The sequence below is a fragment of the Kaistella chaponensis genome, from assembly GCF_900156725.1.
Classification (GTDB): domain Bacteria; phylum Bacteroidota; class Bacteroidia; order Flavobacteriales; family Weeksellaceae; genus Kaistella; species Kaistella chaponensis.
Genome location: NZ_FTOI01000004.1, coordinates 125,011 through 142,808, shown reverse-complemented (window position 1 = coordinate 142,808; position 17,798 = coordinate 125,011). Strand labels below are relative to the sequence as shown.

Sequence of the window (17,798 nt, the reverse complement as noted above, 5' to 3'; positions counted from 1 at the left end):
CACACAAATGATGACTTGGAACGAAAAAATTAATGACTTCGAAAATTTCTTACGATTCGAAAGGAATTTTTCTGAAAACACTTTAGATGCCTATTTAAGGGACATCAAAAAACTACGAGATTACGCCGAATTTGACCTCGAAAACACCGGACCTTTTGAAATAACTTACGAAAATATTCAAGAATATTTATTTCAACTCTCCAAGAAAAAATTCAGTGAGCGGTCACAAGCAAGATGGATCTCTTCTATTAAATCTTTTTTTAAATATTTGGTAGAAGACGAATTTCGTGCGGATAATCCGACCACTCTTTTAGAAGGCCCTAAACTAGGACTTTATCTTCCCGATACATTAAGTTTCGAAGATGTTAACCGAATTATTGCGGTGATTAATAACGATACTGATCTGGGACGCAGAAACCATTGTATGGTCGAAGTTTTATACGGTTGCGGTTTGCGCGTCTCGGAACTGATCGATCTGACAATTTCGAATATCAATTTTAAAGAATCTTACTTAAAAGTGGAAGGAAAAGGCGACAAATCCCGGTTCGTTCCTATGGCAAGCTTCACCTCAAAATTAATCAAAGATTATATTCGCGACATCCGATCAAAATATAAAATCAACAAAAAGTGTGAAGATATCTTATTTTTGAACAGTCGCGGCTCTGCAATGTCCCGGGTAATTGTATTTATTATTATCAAAGAATTAACCGAAAAAGCAGGCATCAACAAGAAAATTTCTCCACATACTTTCCGGCATTCTTTTGCAACCCATCTTTTACAAAACGGTGCAGATTTACGCTATATTCAAGAAATGTTGGGACATTCGAGCATCACAACAACTGAAATCTACACCCACCTGAAAAACGAAGAATTGCGCGATGTGATTTTAAATTTCCATCCCAGAAATAAAGCCGTATGAACGAATTGAATTTCTGCCCAAAATGTGGACACGAAACCTTAATTTGGGACCAAGAAAAAAAATGGTCTTGCTCCCAATGTAACTTTGTTTTGTACCATAATGTTGCGGGTGCAGTTGCAGTTTTAATTACCTTTAAAGATGAAATTCTTTTCACCCGAAGAAATCAGGATCCCAAAAAAGGAAAACTCGATTTAGCAGGAGGTTTCGTAGATCCTAAAGAAAGTGTTGAAGAAACCTGCGTTCGCGAGCTTTTCGAAGAAATGAAAATTAAAGTGGACCTTTCTAAGTTAAAATATCTCGCCGCTTTACCCAATACCTACGAATACAAAAATATCCTTTACAATACGCTAGATCTTTTTTACAAGTACGAAGTTTCTGAAAAATTCACCGTCGAAATGGAAATTTCTGAGATTTCTGAAACCGTGTGGATAAAAAAAGCAGACATCGATCTAAACGAAATCGCGTTTGACTCCCAACAAACGTTTTTAAAAAAATATCTCAGTTCCTAATAAAACTCTTCTGCGCCATTCGTAAACAGTCTTTTTTACCGTAAATTTGCGGTTCGTAATTTATCACCATGCAGGAACAAGTCGTTTTCGAAGATAATCATCTGTTAGTCATCAATAAAAAAGCCGGGCAACTTGTTCAGGGCGATAAAACTGGCGACGAATCTCTTCTCGATTCTCTGAAAAATTTCATTAAAATAAAGGATAAAAAACCCGGAAATGTATTTCTTGGTTTGGTTCACCGAATTGACAGACCTACTTCTGGACTTGTTATTTACGCTAAAACGTCCAAAGCTTTGACGCGTTTAACGCAAATGGTAAAAAACCGCGAAATCAAAAAAACGTATTGGGCGGTAGTTCCAAAAGTTGCCATTCCACCATCGCAACGGTTGGTTCATTACCTGAAAAAAAACGAAAAAAATAACAAAGCCACGGTTTTCCCGAAAGTTACAGACGGAGCGAAAGAATCGATTCTCAATTATGAAATCATCAAAACTTTAGATAATTTTCAACTCTTGGAAATCGATCTGGAAACTGGGCGTCATCATCAAATCCGGGCACAACTTTCAAAAATTGGTGTTCCGATCAAAGGTGATCTAAAATATGGTTCTCCGCGGTCAAATCCTGATGGTGGAATTCACCTTCATGCCAGAAAATTAGAATTTAAACATCCCGTTTCAAACGAAAATATAATACTTACCGCAAAAGTTCCGGAAAACGATCCGGTTTGGAACGCATGTGAAGATTAATTTTTTAACGAAAATTTTGACCTAAAAAAAATTACACACGAATAATGCGGAATTTTTTTTTGATCAATTATGGAATATTATTGCGCCGGAATTAAACCACCTTCTTCCTTTTTTTCTTTATCTAAAAGGTTTGGATCAATTTTCGCGTTTTTATTTTTCGTTGGGATTTTATAATTTAACGAGATTCCAAATCTTTGCGAATCATATTTACTCGAAAGATTAACATTTGGAATACTGGAAATGGAATGCAGCGCTGTCTCCTGCGTGTTGAAAACATCATCCGCAAAAAGCGAAACATTCAATCGATCACTCATGAATTTTTTGGAAATGGTAAGATTTAAAGAATTGCTGAATGGTTGATCTGCCACGAAATAATAGTAATTCCCTTTGGTGGTGAGATAATTATAATTGGCGACGAACTTGATGTCTTTCGGCAAAATAAGCTGCGCCATGAAATTGAAAACCCAGAATCCTTTCGTACTAATATCGGGTAATTGATGCAATTGATAGGCAGAATAAATATAAACAAAATTCAATTTGTCGGGATTCATATTAAACTTCAACAACTCTTTCATTGGTGTATTAAAAATCGCAAACGGAATCGGGAAACCGACATTAAAATTATGGATTTTTAATTGCGATACATTATCCTGAGAATTGATGATTACATCTCCTACCCTGCTGATTTTTTGTACCACCTGATTTTTCGCCACACTCAAATTATATCCTATAAAAACATAATCAACTGCGCTTAGTTTCGCTTCATAATTATCAAAGATCGTTGGTTCTAAATTAGGATTTCCGGCAGATTGGGAATTTGGTCCCTCAAAAGTGGTGTTATTCGGATTTAAAACGGAAACACTCGGTAAAGAAATTTTCTTATTATAATTGAGGGCAAAATAAACCTGCTTTGCGAAATTATACTGAACACTTGCATTCGGAAAAAATTTGAATTTTTTAAACACCGTAAGATCCTCATATCGGTTTTTGGAGTAATTAAAAGCGGTTCCAGAGATATCATAATCTTCAGCACGGGTTCCTAGAATAAAATCTACTTTTTTCAAAGTCGCCTGAAATTCTAAATAAACCGCCGCATTTAATTTTTGATAATCTAAATTCGTAAATTTAAAACTCGCTGTATTGTAATTTTGTTTTTCATAAAGTCCACCGAAACTTACTTTTCCATCATCTAAAATTTTCAATGGCTGCGAATAGTCAACCCGAAAATTAGAAACTTTCATCACCGAAGAATTGTCTAAAACATCCAGAGAAACATTCTCGTTTTGCTGATTAAACTGCGAATCAGCCTGTGAATAAGAAGCTTTGAAATCTAATTTCTTCCCTTTATCGCTGAATTTTTTCTGATAAGTTACCACCGCTTCATTTCGGTAATTTTCTGAATCCAAAAAGGAATTTTGAACATAAGAATTCCCACCGAACCTTCCGGAACTGAGGTTATAAACATCGCTGTCGTTTTTGTAAAAATCATAATTCAAAAGCAATCGATCTATTCCCAAGTCAATTGTAACAGCAGTTTTAGCAAAAATTCCGCGGTTAATTCGGTCAGAATTAATGAAGGCTAACTGATCCTGATTAGAATCCATTAAACTCTCCCGATAATTTTGACCCGCGTTGATTTGCCACCCAAAATATTTATTTCTTGCATTTAAGGTGATGGAATTATTGGTACGATTTCTCCATTTTTCTTCGTTCGTGAAAGTATAATTGCCTGCATAGGTCGCTGTTAAATAATTCTTCGCCGTTTTACTGGTAACAATATTCATGATTGCGCCACCAGAAGTTGCGGGGAATTCTGCGCCGGGTTGGGTGATGATTTCTATTTTTTCGATAGAATTTGCGGGCATTCCTTCCAAGAAAGAATTCAGTTCATTACTGGAAATATTCAGAGGTCTTCCGTCCATAAAAACGGCTAATTGTTTCCCTTGATAGAGCATTCCGGCAACATCAGAAGCGATTAAACCCGGAAGCTTTTTGATTCCTTCCATCACAGATCCGGAATTTAAATTCGGCTGTTCGGAGAAATCGAAAATGGTTCGATCTGCTTTTTGCTCAATGGCTTTTTTAACTTTGGTAATGGTTACGCCTTCAATATTTTTTTCTTTCGTTTCTGATGATGATTTTTCCTGGGAAAAGGAAATCTGGAAAAAAAATAAGGCTGCAACTGCAGGGAATAATTTTAGGGTCATAAATGATTTTCTATCGAATTAGACGATTTTTCGCGTGATTTGTTACATTACTTTCAATAAAAAAACCACCCAATATTTTGGGTGGTTTTGATCATATTGAAAAAATAAATTAAGCGTTTCTTGCGGCTTCGGCAGCGATCAAATTTAAGGCAGAACCTGCTTTAAACCAATCGATTTGCTGTGCATTGTAAGTATGGTTGGTTAAGATGGTATCAACTGTTCCATCAGCATGAACAAGCTCTAAAGTCAATTGTTTTCCTGGCGCAAATTGATCCAAATCTAAGAAATTAACCGAATCATCTTCTCTGAATTTATCATAGTCTGCTTCATTCGCGAAAGTCAATCCAAGCATACCTTGTTTTTTCAAATTCGTTTCGTGAATTCTGGCGAAAGATTTTACCAAAACTGCTTTCACACCAAGATGTCTCGGTTCCATTGCAGCGTGTTCTCTAGAGGAACCTTCACCGTAGTTTTGATCACCAACAACGATGGTAGGAATTCCGGCTGCTTTGTACGCTCTTGCTACTGCAGGAACTTCGCCATATTCTCCGGTTAGAAGATTTTTTACGGTATTGGTTTCCATGTTATAGGCATTGATTGCACCAATCAACATGTTGTTGGAAATATTATCCAAATGACCACGGTATTTCAACCAAGGTCCTGCCATAGAAATATGGTCGGTTGTACATTTTCCGAAAGCTTTAATTAAAACTTTCGCTCCTGTAATATTTTGCCCGTTCCAAGGTTGGAAAGGTTCTAATAATTGTAAGCGATCTGATGTAGGACTTACCTTAACCTGAACTGCAGAACCATCTTGTGAAGGTGCTTGATAACCGTTATCATCTACAGCGAAACCTCTTGGAGGCAATTCCATTCCGACAGGTTCATCAAGTTTAACTTGTTCTCCATTTTGATTGGTCAAAGTATCGGTGATTGGATTAAAATCTAATCTTCCTGAGATTGCAACTGCAGCAACCATTTCTGGGGAAGCTACAAATGCGTGCGTATTAGGATTTCCATCTGCTCTTTTCGCAAAGTTTCTGTTGAAAGAGTGAATAATCGAATTTTTCTCGCCTTTATCAGAACCTTCTCTGTCCCATTGTCCGATACATGGTCCACAAGCATTGGTAAAGATTCTAGCGGATTCAAATTTTCTAAAAGAATCTAAGAAACCGTCTCTTTCTGCCGTAAATTTCACTTGTTCAGACCCTGGGTTAATTCCTAAAATTGCTTTTGGTTTTACGCCTTTAGCAAACGCATCTTCTACAATAGAAGCAGCTCTGGATAAATCTTCGTAGGAAGAATTCGTACAAGATCCAATTAAAGCCCATTCAACTTCGATTGGCCATCCGTTTGCAACTGCTTTATCATGAAATTCTGCAACTGGAGTTGCTAAATCTGGGGTAAAAGGTCCATTTAAATGCGGAGTCAATTCATCCAAATTAATTTCAATAACCTGATCGAAATACAATTCCGGGTTTGCGTAAACCTCATCATCTCCTGTTAAATGTTCTGCAATCTGATCTGCAGCATCTACAACATCTTGTCTTCCGGTTGCGGCTAAGTATCTTCTCATGGAATCATCGTATCCAAAAGTTGAAGTGGTCGCTCCAATTTCTGCACCCATGTTACAGATTGTTCCTTTTCCTGTTGCAGAAAGTGATTTTGCACCTTCACCGAAATATTCAACAATGCAACCAGTTCCACCTTTAACGGTAAGAATTCCGGCAACTTTCAAAATAATATCTTTCGCGGCAGTCCAGCCGTTTAATTTTCCTGTTAATTTAATACCAATTAATTTTGGCATTTTTAATTCCCACGCCATTCCTGCCATTACATCTACAGCATCTGCACCACCAACTCCGATAGCAACCATTCCTAAACCGCCTGCATTTACGGTGTGAGAATCTGTTCCAATCATCATTCCACCTGGAAATGCATAATTTTCTAAAACAACTTGATGAATAATTCCAGCTCCTGGTTTCCAAAAACCAATTCCATATTTATCGCAAACAGAACTTAAGAAATTAAATACTTCTGAATTTTTATTGATTCCTTCTTGTAAATCTGATTCTGCACCAACTCTCGCCTGAATCAAGTGATCGGCATGAGCAGTTGAAGGAACAGCAACTTTTGATTTTCCGGCTTGCATAAATTGCAATAACGCCATTTGCGCAGTTGCATCCTGCATTGCTACTCTATCTGGAGCGAAATCTACATAAGAATTTCCTCTTTCATAAGATTGCGATGCACTACCTTCCCAAAGGTGGGTATAAAGAATCTTTTCTGATAAGGTAAGAGGCTTTCCTACTACTTCGCGCGCTTTCGCAACTCTCTCAGGGTAAAGCTCATACACTTTTTTAATCATATCAAGGTCAAACGTCATATCTGTATATTTTTAGTAAAAATTAAAGAATTTCAAAAATACAAAATTTTTGAATGAAATATTGGTTAAACTGATTTAGAATTAAAATAAATATAATGCTCGTCATCTATTTTTTACTATTTTTATCAAAAATATTTAAATGACCAACCAAGACTCAAACCTTAATTCAAATTCGATTCCGCCAAAAACATGGTTGGTAGAATCTATTTTAGTCACTATTTTCTGTTGTCAGATTTTGGGAATCATCAGTATCATTTATTCAGCTGGTGTAGAATCTAAATTTTACCGCGGCGATATTGCAGGAGCCGAAAGTTCATCTAAAACAGCAAAAACCTTAGTCATTATAAGTGTTGCATTTGGGATTTTTGCGGTTATTGCAGTAGGAATTATGGCAGTTTTAGGAGTTTTCGCCGGATATTATAACAGTTAATGATCATCAATAAAAAATATTACTCAACCTTACTTTTTGCCATCATTATCGGAAGTGGATTGGTTTTTTATTATGTCTTTAATCCCGAGTCAAATCGTTTTTTATTAAAATGTCCCTTTAAATTTACCACCGGATTCGATTGTCCAGGTTGTGGCAGTCAACGAGCGCTGCATGCTCTGCTTCATGGTGAATTCAGACAGGCATTTTCTTATAACCCTTTATTTATTATTGCGATTCCTTATGTTTTTATAGGGATCTTATTTGAATGGTTCGGTTTAAAATATTCCTTTCCTAAAATCCGTAAAGCACTTTTCGGAAAAACTGCAATATATATTATTGCGGTCGTGATTATTTTGTTCTTCGTTTTCCGGAATTTTTAAAATCTTATTTTTGAAGAAAATTTGTTAAGAGAATTTTATGAAGAATATTTTGATCATATTTATATTGATTTTTTCGGTTGCTTTATCGGGTCAGAAAAAGAGGATCTCGAAAAAATTTATGGTTAAAAAAGCGTTCGTTTCTAAACAATTGACTTTAAAAGCAAACCCAGATCTCATAAAAATTAATGATTCCGTTTCGGCTCTGATTCCTAAGAAAATCGAAGGCAAATTTGGCTTCATCAATCAGAAAGGAAAAGTACTCATCAAACCCGAATACAGCAATGTGGGATTTTTTGCAGAAGATTGCAATCTTTTGAATTCCCCCAATGAAAAAGTGAAAATTTATGGTTCAAATGAATATGCATCCGTTCGCATAAATGGTGAAGATTTCAGAATTGATATTGCAGGAAAACGCGTTTATCAATTCATAGACAGCGATTTAGGAAAATGCAAACCCGAATTTAAAACCCAACTTTTTCATGGCTACATTTTAGGAAAATACTACGGAATTATAGAAGATTCGAAATTTGAAAACGCCGCAGATTATCGCCAATTTACGATTTATCCGCAATATGATTACCTTCATATCTTGGAAGGCGATGACTTAAAAAACCCAATGATAATAGCTATTCGTGATAATAAATTCGGAATTATCGATGTGAACAACAAAACGATTATTCCTTTTCAATATTCGGATATCAAGAGAAATTACAGCTGGAAAATTGCGCGTCTGTTTGAAGTAACAGAAGACGGCACGAATTATTTCTATATCGACCTCAACAGTAGAAAATATTAGAAAAATTTGTTGTAATTTTGCTTCAGAATTATAAGGGGTGCTGTAATAAGCTGAGATTATACCCAATGAACCTGGAACAGGTAATGCTGTTTAGGGAAGTTTGTTAATGTACCAATTTAACAATGCATCAATTTACCAATGTTATTGTTAGATTGTAAAATGACCAAATTGTTACATTTTTTTAATCGCCCCTTTTATTCAATTAATCTTAAAAATTAAAAGAATGAAAGGATTTATTTTTTTTGGACTTATCGCAGGTCCATTTTATTTTGCGCAAAGCGTGCAAGATTCTGTAAAAATTCAGGAAATTGAAAGTATCAATTTCACCAAACGTTTACCGGTTTCCAAAGAAATCATCAACGTTGACAAAGATCTCAACCAAAAAAATCTCGGCCAGGATTTACCGATTTTATTGAAAAATCAGATTTCCGTAATTTCAACTTCAGATGCAGGAAACGGAGTTGGATACACCGGATTTAGAATTCGTGGTGTCAGTGGAAACGGCATCAATGTGATGATGAACGGCGTTCCGTACAACGATTCCGAAAGCCAGGGAACTTTCTTTGTTGATGTTCCCGATTTGGCAAGCTCTGCCTCTCAAATTATCATTCAGCGCGGTGTAGGAACTTCTACGAACGGAGTTTCCGCTTTCGGTGCGAGTGTAAATATTATTTCTAAAAATCCTGAAGAAAAATTTTATGTGAAATCGGACAACAGTTACGGCTCATTCAATACTTACAAATATTCTGCAGAAATTGGAACTGGAAAATTCTGGAACAATCGATTATCATTGATGGGAAGATACACCAAAATTCATTCTGACGGATATATTGACCGTGCTTTTTCCGATTTAGATTCCTACAATTTTTCAGCACTTTTTGAAGAAAACAAAACCAAAATCAGATTGCTGGCTTTTGGCGGTAAAGAAAAAACCTATCAAGCCTGGAACGCAATTGATAAGGCGACTTGGGAAACCAATCCTAGATTCAATTATTCCGGAGCGATCTATGATGCAAACTACGAAAATATTGTAGGTTTTTACGACAATGAAACCGATAATTACCGACAAAATCATTATCAGTTTTTATGGAATCAGAAATTTAATGAAAGCTGGAATTTAGAAACTACGGCACATTACACGAAAGGAAAAGGATACTATGAAAATTACAAGCAAGACGCGAAATTTTCAAAATACAATTTACCAGATTTATTCGTGAACAATCAAACGATCAAAAGAACAGATTTCATTCGAAAAAAATGGCTCGATAATGATTTCTATGGTGGAGTTTCTACGCTTTATGGAAAATTCAACAATCTAGATTTAAATTTCGGCGTTGTTGCAAATCAATATAAAGGAAAGCATTTTGGAAATGTGACCGGCGTTTTCTTCCCGCAGATTTTTGAAAGTGAATATTACCGAAACAATTCGGTTAAAAATGAATTTGCCGGATTTGCGAAATTCATCCTCGCAAAAAACCGGTTCGAATTCTTCGGAGATTTGCAGCTTCGAACGATTCATTACAAAACATCCATCGTAACGCAGGGCGATTTCGAAGGCGCAGATTTGGACCAAAATTGGCTCTTTTTCAATCCGAAAGCAGGAATTAATTACAAAATTCCAGCGGGAAAAATTTTCGTTTCTGCAGCCATTGCGCATCGGGAACCAAACCGCGATGATCTTTTCGCAAATCCAAAAACGGAAGCCGAAAAACTGTACGATTTCGAAGCAGGACTTGAAAAAACACTGGGAATTTTCTCGTTCACGACCAATTTATATTATATGAATTACGTGAATCAGCTGGTTTTGAATGGTAAGATTAATGACATCGGGGAATTTATCCGCGTCAATTCAGGAAAAAGCTACAGAGCTGGAATTGAAATTGGAGCTTTGGCAAAACTCTCAGAACAATGGAATCTTTCGGGAAATTTGACTTTAAGTAAAAATGAAAATATCGACTTTAAAAACGAAACGGCGACCGGAATTGAAAACCTTGGAAACAGAAACATTTCATTTTCTCCAGAAAGCATCGCTAATTTACTGGTGAATTATCGTCCATCGAAAGATTTCAGTTTTGGACTGCAAAATCAGTTTGTCGGTTCCCAATACTTAGATAATACCCAAAACGAAAACCTGAAATTATCTTCTTATTTCCTAGCGGATTTGAATGCAAAATATACGTTAACATTGAAAAAATTGGCTATTGATTTTAAACTTTTAGTAAATAATGTTCTCAATAAAAAATATGTGAATAATGGCTTTGTTTATGACAGTACACCTTATTACTTTTCACAAGCGGGAACCAATTTTCTCTTTGGAGTGAGTTTCGTAACAAAATAGCGCTACATCATTGTCTCATAGCGAGTTATTGAAAAATATTTTATAGAAATATTATTTTTGTATGATAAAATAAATTATTTTTGTAACCTAAATTTAAAACTAACATTATGAAAAAATTCTATTCTTTATTATTAGCATTATTTATTACAACTACTGCAACAGCTCAGTTGCAAACACAAATAACTAGTGCTGGTGTTTTTAAAATCACTTATGGCGCTGCAAACGATTATAGTTTTTATGATCCAGGTTTCGGAGTACCTACATTTTACGTACACTGTTTCGTAAATGCTGCAGATAATACCGCCGGAACTGCATTTGAAGATGCATGGAGCAACTCTACAGTAACCATGAATTGGGACACTACTGCAGGTGCTTATGTGGGAACTATCGATTTAAATTCTAAAACATTTACACAAACCAACGTAAAAATTCCTGTAGGAACAACAGTGAATAAGATTGGTATGGTTTTTAAAGATTTGCAAAGTGGTGCAACCAAGCAATCTACCGATTTTTATGCAAATGGACCAACAACAATCATTACTTTAGGAGTTTCTACTTCAGCAGTAAAAGCAAAATCCTCTATAATCAATGGTCAATTGCGCACTGCTTTAGCAGGGAATTTATCTCTAGAAATTTATGAAATGGGAGGAAAATTAGTAAGATCTTTGAAAGCAAATTCTAACGGGAATGCAATCGATTTGAATATTAATAAAAGCGGAATCTATTTATTGAAAATCACCAACGGCTCTGAAAGTGAAGTTGTGAAATTTGCAAAATAATTCGATATCAATTAAAATTAAAGACTGCTTTCACGGCAGTCTTTTTTTTGATTAAATCATACAAAAACCATAAATTTGTGGCCATATGAATTTCTCACAACTTCTTCTGGAATTTTTACAGAAACACGGCAGCGTTTCCCTTACCGGTTTCGGAATATTTTACTTAAAAAATATCAATGCGGTTGTAGATGAAGCAGGCAAAAGTATTTTACCACCTGGGAAAGAAGTCGCATTCCAAAATAAATCCGGTGAAAGAGAAATAGAATTCATTTCATTTCTTTCCGCTCAAAAAAATATTTCGGAGCTTGAAGCCGAAATTGAAATCAGAAAACGAGTTACTTCTTGGAACTCAACTTTAGAAAAAGAAGGAAAGCTTCTGCTAGAAAATCTCGGAACTTTTTTTCTTGCCGATCATCAAATCCATTTTAAGGGAACACGATCGGAAAATTTCTCCCCTGATTTCTATGGTTTAGAAGAAATTACGATTTCCGAGATTACGAACAAAAACACTCCATCAACAAACATCGCCGAAAAGAAATCATTCACTTTCAGCAAGTCCGTATATTGGGTTATTCCTTTGGTGATTAGTGTTTTAGCCTTAACTTATTTTGGGATTACACAACCAGAGAAAATCTTTGGCAAGAAATCTTTTAAAGATGGCTTCAATAAAAAAACGGTTCAGAAACTAAAAAAAGATTCCGTTAAAATAGACTCCGCCACTTTTTTGAATCCCAATTTGGATTCATCACTCACCGACACGCTGAAATCTTCAATCATCCCACAAAAAACAAGCTCCAAAAAATGGAGTTCCAAAAAACATATTAATTCTAAATGGAAAAAAGCAAAAAAGCCGCAGAATCGTTAACTGTTATGACCAATATCGTTTTACCAAACGAAACCAATTCTTTGCGAAATCTTTTTGGCGGCGAGTTGCTTGCAAAAATGGATCGTTGCGCTTCAATTTCTGCAGCAAGACACTGCGAAAGACGTGTTGTAACCGCTTCTGTAAATCACGTATCATTTAACTTTCCTATTCCAGAAGGAGGAATTGTTGTATTAGAAAGTAAAGTTTCACGCGCATTCTCCACCTCCATGGAAATTTATGTTGATGTTTGGTTAGATGATCCTATCAATCAGAAAAAAATTCATACCAACGAAGGAATTTATACGTTCGTTGCGGTAGATGAATTTAATAGACCGATTCCTATTCCGCAGATGGAACCTGAAACAGAAGAAGAACAAAAACGCTTTGAAGCTGCTTTGCGTAGAAAAGAATTGTCTTTAATCCTTTCTGGTAGAATGCTCGCTGCAGATTCTGTAGAATTGAAGAAATTATTTGGCAGTTAAGTAGAGATAAAAGACTTACAATCAATCGTCTAAATCTCTAAAATATAGTGTTTAATAATTGTTAGTACTCATTCTTTTAGAATTTAATTCATATGAAAATTCTCCTTCTCGATAAAAACCATCCCTTAATTACTGAACAACTATCGGCGAAAGGATTTCTGTTGGAAGAAGATTTCACGTCAACTTACGATGAAGTTTTAAAGAAAATAGAAACGTACGATGGCATTATTATCCGAAGCAGAATTCCCATTGATAAAAATTTCATTGAACACGCCAAAAATCTGAAATTCATTGCGAGAGTCGGAGCAGGCATGGAAAACATTGATGTTGAATTTGCGCATAAATCGGGCATAAAATTAATCAGTTCGCCGGAAGGAAACCGCGATTCTGTAGCGGAACATGTGGTTGGAATGCTTCTTATATTAATGAACCGACTTTTTATTGCCTCCACCGAAGTAAAAAATGGAATCTGGAAGAGAGAAGAGAACCGTGGCGACGAACTTTTAGGCAAAACTTTCGGAATTATAGGCTATGGAAACATGGGAAAAGCGGTTGCAAAAAGACTTTCCGGTTTTGGCGTATCTGTTATTTTTCATGACATTATTCCCAACCTTTCCGATGAATTTGCAACTCAGACCACCATGGAAACATTGTACAGAGATGCAGATATTCTGAGTTTACACCTACCATTATCCGCTGAAACGAACTATTTAATTGACGAAGAATTCATTTCAAAGATGAAAAAGGATTTCTACTTCATTAATACAGCGAGAGGAAAAAATGTTAAAACACAAGATCTGGTAAAAGCAATAAAATCAGGTAAAATAAAAGGTGCCGCTTTGGATGTTTTGGAATACGAAAAAGCATCTTTTGAAAATATAGAATCCGGGAACGAAGATTTACAATACCTTTTGCATTCTGAAAAAGCAATCTTAACCCCACATATCGCTGGTTGGACAGTACAAAGCAAGGAAAAACTGGCGCAAGTTATCGTGGATAAAATTTTATCAGACTTTTCAAAGTCTTAACAAATCTTTATGATTGCGGTCTTATAAAATCTTCCTTAAATCTCTTATATTGCGGAGATTTTTCAGTTCAAAAACCTTTAAATGAAATTTGTACAGCGCCTCATTTTTATTTTATTTTTTGGCTTCATATTGTTATCCTGCAAAAAAGACAACAATAAAAATGAAGACCCCAAAACTACCCTACCCAACTACAGCAACATCGATCTCGATCATATTTTTAAGCAAAAAGACAATCAGCTTGATAACCAAGATTCTATAGTCGCTACCATTGATCAGTATTATAAAAACATCTGGGAAAAAGGCGATTTGTGGGGAGGCTTTTTAGTTGCAAAAGGAGATAAAATTCTGTACGAAAATTACAGAGGTTTTGCACAAGACAACAATCAGGTTCCCATCAATGATACGGTTGCACTTCATGTAGCTTCTGTTTCTAAAACGCTTACTGCAATGGCAACCATGAAATTGATTGAAAGCGGGAAAATAAAACTGGAAGATCCATTAACCAAATATTTTCCGAAATTTCCGTACCCAAAAGTAACTGTTTTTACACTTTTGTCTCAAAGAAGTGGTTTGCCAAAATATGAATATCTCATCGAAAAAATCAAACCCGAACCGGCAGAATATCACAAGAAATACCTTAATAATCAAGATATTTTAAATCTGCTCATCCGCTACAAACCGGAACTTGCACGGGAAACCAACACTGGTTTTATGTATTGCAATACGAATTATGCTTTACTTTCACTTTTGATCGAAAAAGTCACAAAAACTACCTTTCCTGAGGCGATGAAACAGATCGTTTTTCGACCTTTGAAGATGAAAAACACCTACGTTTTCGAAGAAAAAGACACGCTCACCGCGGCTAAATCTTTCTTTCAACGGGGTCCAAAACTATATCCTTACGATCGGCTAGACTTAATTTATGGTGATAAAAATGTTTATACAACACCACGCGATCTCCTTAATTTTTCAAAAGCCATGTTCGCCAAAAATTTTCTACGAAGCGATGTACAGGAAAAAATCTTTGAACCGTACAGCAATGAAAAACCAGGAGTCAATAATTACGGAATTGGATTCCGAATGAAAATTTTTGACAATGGCGAAAAACTCACCTATCACAACGGATGGTGGCATGGAACAAATTCGGTTTTCGCACATTTATTAAAATCAAATGTTACCATTATCGCAATCGGAAATAAATATTCAGGCAGGGTTTATACCGCTTTGGCGCTATCTGGATTATTTGAAAATTTCCCCTACGAAACCGCTAAATTGCAAAAAGACATGAATGAAAATGACAGTCTATTGAACTCGCCCATAAAAACAGGCGCCAAAGAATCCAGTGATCCTTACAGCGAATAATTTTCTTAATTTTGTTTAAAATTCCTCAATGAAGAAAATTTTCTTTCTTTTAGTCCTCAGTTTTTTAATGGTTTGCTGTGCACGTGTTGGTTCACCTGTAGGCGGCGCAAAAGACACCATTGCGCCAATCGTTGTTTCAAGCAATATCGACTCGTCCAGAGTGAATGTTCCGAGAAACATCAAAGAGTTGCAAATTGATTTTGATGAATACATCACTTTGAAAGACATCAATAAACAACTGATCATTTCGCCGCCATTGAAGAAAATGAAAAAAATTCTTCCTTCAGGAATGGCGAACAAATATCTACTCATCAAGTGGGACGATACTTTGCAGGCAAATACCACTTACAATTTTAATTTCGGAAATGCTATTGTTGACAACAACGAAAACAATGCCCTGAAATATTACAATTTCGCTTTTTCAACCGGTGATAAAATCGATAATTTGTTCGTAAGTGGCGAGTTAAAAAGTTTAATTCCCGATACAAAAAATAAACCTGAGGAAATCAGTTCTGTAGTGGGTCTTTATCAGATTAAAGATTCCATGGATTATCGTCAGAAACCTTATTATATTACCAAAGCAGATCCTGATGGTTATTTTGAACTGAACTATCTATCTCCTGGCAAATATCGCCTTCTGGCTTTTGAAGACAGCAACTCGAATTCTGTTTACGATGCGGGGAAAGAAAAGGTTGGTTTTTTAAAAGATCAGATTGTTTTAGACAAAAGTATTTCTGGTTTAAAAATAAATTTGTTCCCTTCCAAAAAAGCGTTGAAATATGAAGAAATGAAGGAAGTTCCAGGCGGAATTTTGATGACTTTCGAAGGAAATCCCGATGTGGTGAAAGTGCTTTCGGTCAGCGAAAAACTTAAGAATTATAAAGTCACCCATTTGCCAAAATCAGATTCAATTAATATTTGGTTCAATGCCAAGGAACAAAATCTAGGAATCGATGCGAGCGACAATTTAAAATTCAGCTATGATGATGGCGTAAAAAAAGATACGGTTTCTGTTTTTTATCGCTACAACAAGAAAAATGAAATGTCGGTCACGAATAACAGTGGTAATTTATTAGCACCGAACGAGGATTTCGTTCTCACCTCGAATTATTTTGTAGATAAAATACAACCCGAAAAATGGACATTGGTTTCAGACAGCATTTCTCAGGAATTTACCGCGAAAATAAGGGAGAAAAATCCGTATCAAATTAAAATTACAAGCAACTTTAAAGAAGGAAAAAAATATTCGCTTACCGTACCTAAAGGAACTATTTCTTCCTTTTTTGAAAGCACCACGATCTCAAAACGTTTTGATTTTGAAACTGATAAATCCGAAAAGTATGGTTCGTTATTTTTAACCCTACAAAATGCGCCACGCGAAAACTTTTGGTTTCAGTTGGTTAATGAAAATGGTACTGTGATCTATTCCAAATATGGTAAAGATCCGCAAATAATCTTCAAATCCTTAAGACCTCAAAAATATCAACCAAGAATTTTAGTAGATAACAACGGAAATGGAATTTGGGATGCAGCAGATTTCAAAAATGCAATTATTGCAGAAGACGTGTTTATGTATGAGAAGAAAGTAGAAATACGACCGCTTTGGGAAATTCGGGAAACTTGGGATCTTCAAGCGACAGAAATTCTCCCAACAAAAAATATTTCCGAGGAGAAAATCCTTAGTCCAACAAAAACCGATTCACCTAAAAAACAAGAATGAAAATTTTCAAAAATATTCTCTACTGGTTCCTGATTGTAATTGCATTGATTCAATTCATTCCAGTTAACAGGGTAAATAAACCTGTAGATGAAAAAGTAAATTTCGTGAATGTTTTTGCGACGCCGGGAAATGTACAGCAAATTTTAAAAAAAGGGTGTTACGATTGTCACAGCAACGAAACTGTATATCCAGATTACGCGTATTTAGCGCCCATTTCCTGGTCGATAAAAAATCACATCAATGAGGGCAGAAAACATCTTAATTTCTCGGAATGGGGAACTTTCAATAAAGATCTGAAGAAAAATATGCTCGAAAACTCCGCGAAATCGGTGAAGGATTACTCGATGCCGATGACCGCTTATATCGCGAAACACCCGAAAGCAAATCTAACAAAAGCTGAACGGGTTTTACTGAGCGGTTATCTGGAAGAAATCTTGAAATCGGGAAAATTTTAGGCTTTCTTAAAAACTCAAAAAACTTCTAAGAAAACTTTTGACAACCGAAAAAAATCCCCCGTAATCTTATTGTCGCGAAACTTTCGGTCTATTAAAAATAGAGAGAATTACACCCGCAAAAAGTCCAATAGTTTTGATCATTCCAAATTGGGACTCTTTTGGCAAAAACGCACCGATTACGCACAAAGCTGCCGCTGCATACATTGGATATAACAAATTTTTGTTTCCTAAAGTGGGCGCTTGAAAAAAGAAGCTTACTCCGATTAAAATGTAAAATAATTTGTTGTAAAGCAAATCATTGATTTCAGGAGAAAAAAGGTTAAAAAAACCTACCACGAGACACAAAATTGCGCCGATTGAAAGGATGCCTTGAATGGTTTGGGTATTGGTATTCAT

Annotated in this window: 17 protein-coding genes; 14 read left to right on the top strand and 3 right to left on the bottom strand. The window is 35.7% G+C overall.

Annotation, left to right across the window (positions count from 1 at the left end; translation table 11 throughout):
* Positions 1–10 precede the first annotated feature (10 nt).
* The 3 genes from xerD to BW932_RS05745 all read left to right on the top strand — a co-directional run bounded on the left by xerD (position 11) and on the right by BW932_RS05745 (position 2,174).
* Positions 11–919, top strand: a complete 909-nt coding sequence (xerD, locus tag BW932_RS05755; RefSeq protein ID WP_076386311.1) for a site-specific tyrosine recombinase XerD — start codon at positions 11–13, stop codon at positions 917–919.
* Positions 916–1,428 carry an NUDIX hydrolase gene (locus BW932_RS05750; RefSeq protein ID WP_076386309.1) on the top strand — a complete coding sequence of 171 codons (513 nt, stop codon included), beginning with the start codon at positions 916–918 and terminating at the stop codon, positions 1,426–1,428. The genes xerD and BW932_RS05750 overlap by 4 nt, the downstream gene beginning before the upstream one ends.
* Before the next feature lie 68 nt (positions 1,429–1,496).
* Complete coding sequence (locus BW932_RS05745) at positions 1,497–2,174, top strand: RluA family pseudouridine synthase (protein WP_076386307.1); 678 nt, start codon at positions 1,497–1,499, stop codon at positions 2,172–2,174.
* Between the two features lie 77 nt (positions 2,175–2,251).
* On the opposite strand, the gene BW932_RS05740 is transcribed toward BW932_RS05745, so the two are convergent.
* Positions 2,252–4,381, bottom strand: a complete 2,130-nt coding sequence (locus tag BW932_RS05740; RefSeq protein WP_076386305.1) for an outer membrane beta-barrel protein — start codon at positions 4,379–4,381, stop codon at positions 2,252–2,254.
* A 109-nt stretch (positions 4,382–4,490) separates the two neighbouring features.
* Complete coding sequence (locus tag BW932_RS05735) at positions 4,491–6,767, bottom strand: aconitate hydratase (protein WP_076386303.1); 2,277 nt, start codon at positions 6,765–6,767, stop codon at positions 4,491–4,493.
* Between the two features lie 139 nt (positions 6,768–6,906).
* Here BW932_RS05735 and BW932_RS05730 point away from each other — a divergent pair, with 139 nt between their 5' ends.
* From BW932_RS05730 to BW932_RS05680, 11 genes are all read left to right on the top strand, one after another.
* On the top strand, positions 6,907–7,197 hold the full coding sequence (locus tag BW932_RS05730) for a CD225/dispanin family protein (protein ID WP_076386301.1): 291 nt from the start codon (positions 6,907–6,909) through the stop codon (positions 7,195–7,197).
* Positions 7,197–7,577 carry a DUF2752 domain-containing protein gene (locus tag BW932_RS05725; RefSeq protein WP_076386299.1) on the top strand — a complete coding sequence of 127 codons (381 nt, stop codon included), beginning with the start codon at positions 7,197–7,199 and terminating at the stop codon, positions 7,575–7,577. Before BW932_RS05730 ends, BW932_RS05725 begins: the two co-directional genes overlap by 1 nt.
* 118 nt (positions 7,578–7,695) lie before the next feature.
* Positions 7,696–8,373, top strand: coding sequence for a WG repeat-containing protein (locus BW932_RS05720; protein WP_143745508.1), 678 nt, complete (start codon positions 7,696–7,698; stop codon positions 8,371–8,373).
* A gap of 223 nt (positions 8,374–8,596) precedes the next feature.
* The gene (locus BW932_RS05715; RefSeq protein WP_076386295.1) at positions 8,597–10,711 is read left to right on the top strand and encodes a TonB-dependent receptor; all 2,115 of its coding nucleotides are present in this window, start codon (positions 8,597–8,599) and stop codon (positions 10,709–10,711) included.
* Between the two features lie 107 nt (positions 10,712–10,818).
* Positions 10,819–11,490 carry a T9SS type A sorting domain-containing protein gene (locus BW932_RS05710; protein ID WP_076386293.1) on the top strand — a complete coding sequence of 224 codons (672 nt, stop codon included), beginning with the start codon at positions 10,819–10,821 and terminating at the stop codon, positions 11,488–11,490.
* Between the two features lie 85 nt (positions 11,491–11,575).
* On the top strand, positions 11,576–12,355 hold the full coding sequence (locus BW932_RS05705; protein WP_076386291.1) for a hypothetical protein: 780 nt from the start codon (positions 11,576–11,578) through the stop codon (positions 12,353–12,355).
* A complete protein-coding gene (locus tag BW932_RS05700; RefSeq protein WP_076386289.1) occupies positions 12,322–12,837 on the top strand; it encodes an acyl-CoA thioesterase in 516 nt (171 codons plus the stop codon). The genes BW932_RS05705 and BW932_RS05700 overlap by 34 nt, the downstream gene beginning before the upstream one ends.
* Before the next feature lie 92 nt (positions 12,838–12,929).
* On the top strand, positions 12,930–13,865 hold the full coding sequence (locus BW932_RS05695) for a 2-hydroxyacid dehydrogenase (RefSeq protein ID WP_076386288.1): 936 nt from the start codon (positions 12,930–12,932) through the stop codon (positions 13,863–13,865).
* Between the two features lie 81 nt (positions 13,866–13,946).
* A complete protein-coding gene (locus BW932_RS05690; protein WP_076386286.1) occupies positions 13,947–15,227 on the top strand; it encodes a serine hydrolase domain-containing protein in 1,281 nt (426 codons plus the stop codon).
* A 28-nt stretch (positions 15,228–15,255) separates the two neighbouring features.
* A complete protein-coding gene (locus BW932_RS05685; protein ID WP_076386284.1) occupies positions 15,256–16,947 on the top strand; it encodes an Ig-like domain-containing domain in 1,692 nt (563 codons plus the stop codon).
* A complete protein-coding gene (locus BW932_RS05680; RefSeq protein ID WP_076386282.1) occupies positions 16,944–17,402 on the top strand; it encodes a heme-binding domain-containing protein in 459 nt (152 codons plus the stop codon). Before BW932_RS05685 ends, BW932_RS05680 begins: the two co-directional genes overlap by 4 nt.
* A gap of 66 nt (positions 17,403–17,468) precedes the next feature.
* Here BW932_RS05680 and BW932_RS05675 read toward each other — a convergent pair whose 3' ends face one another.
* Positions 17,469–17,798, bottom strand: a complete 330-nt coding sequence (locus BW932_RS05675; RefSeq protein ID WP_076386280.1) for a hypothetical protein — start codon at positions 17,796–17,798, stop codon at positions 17,469–17,471.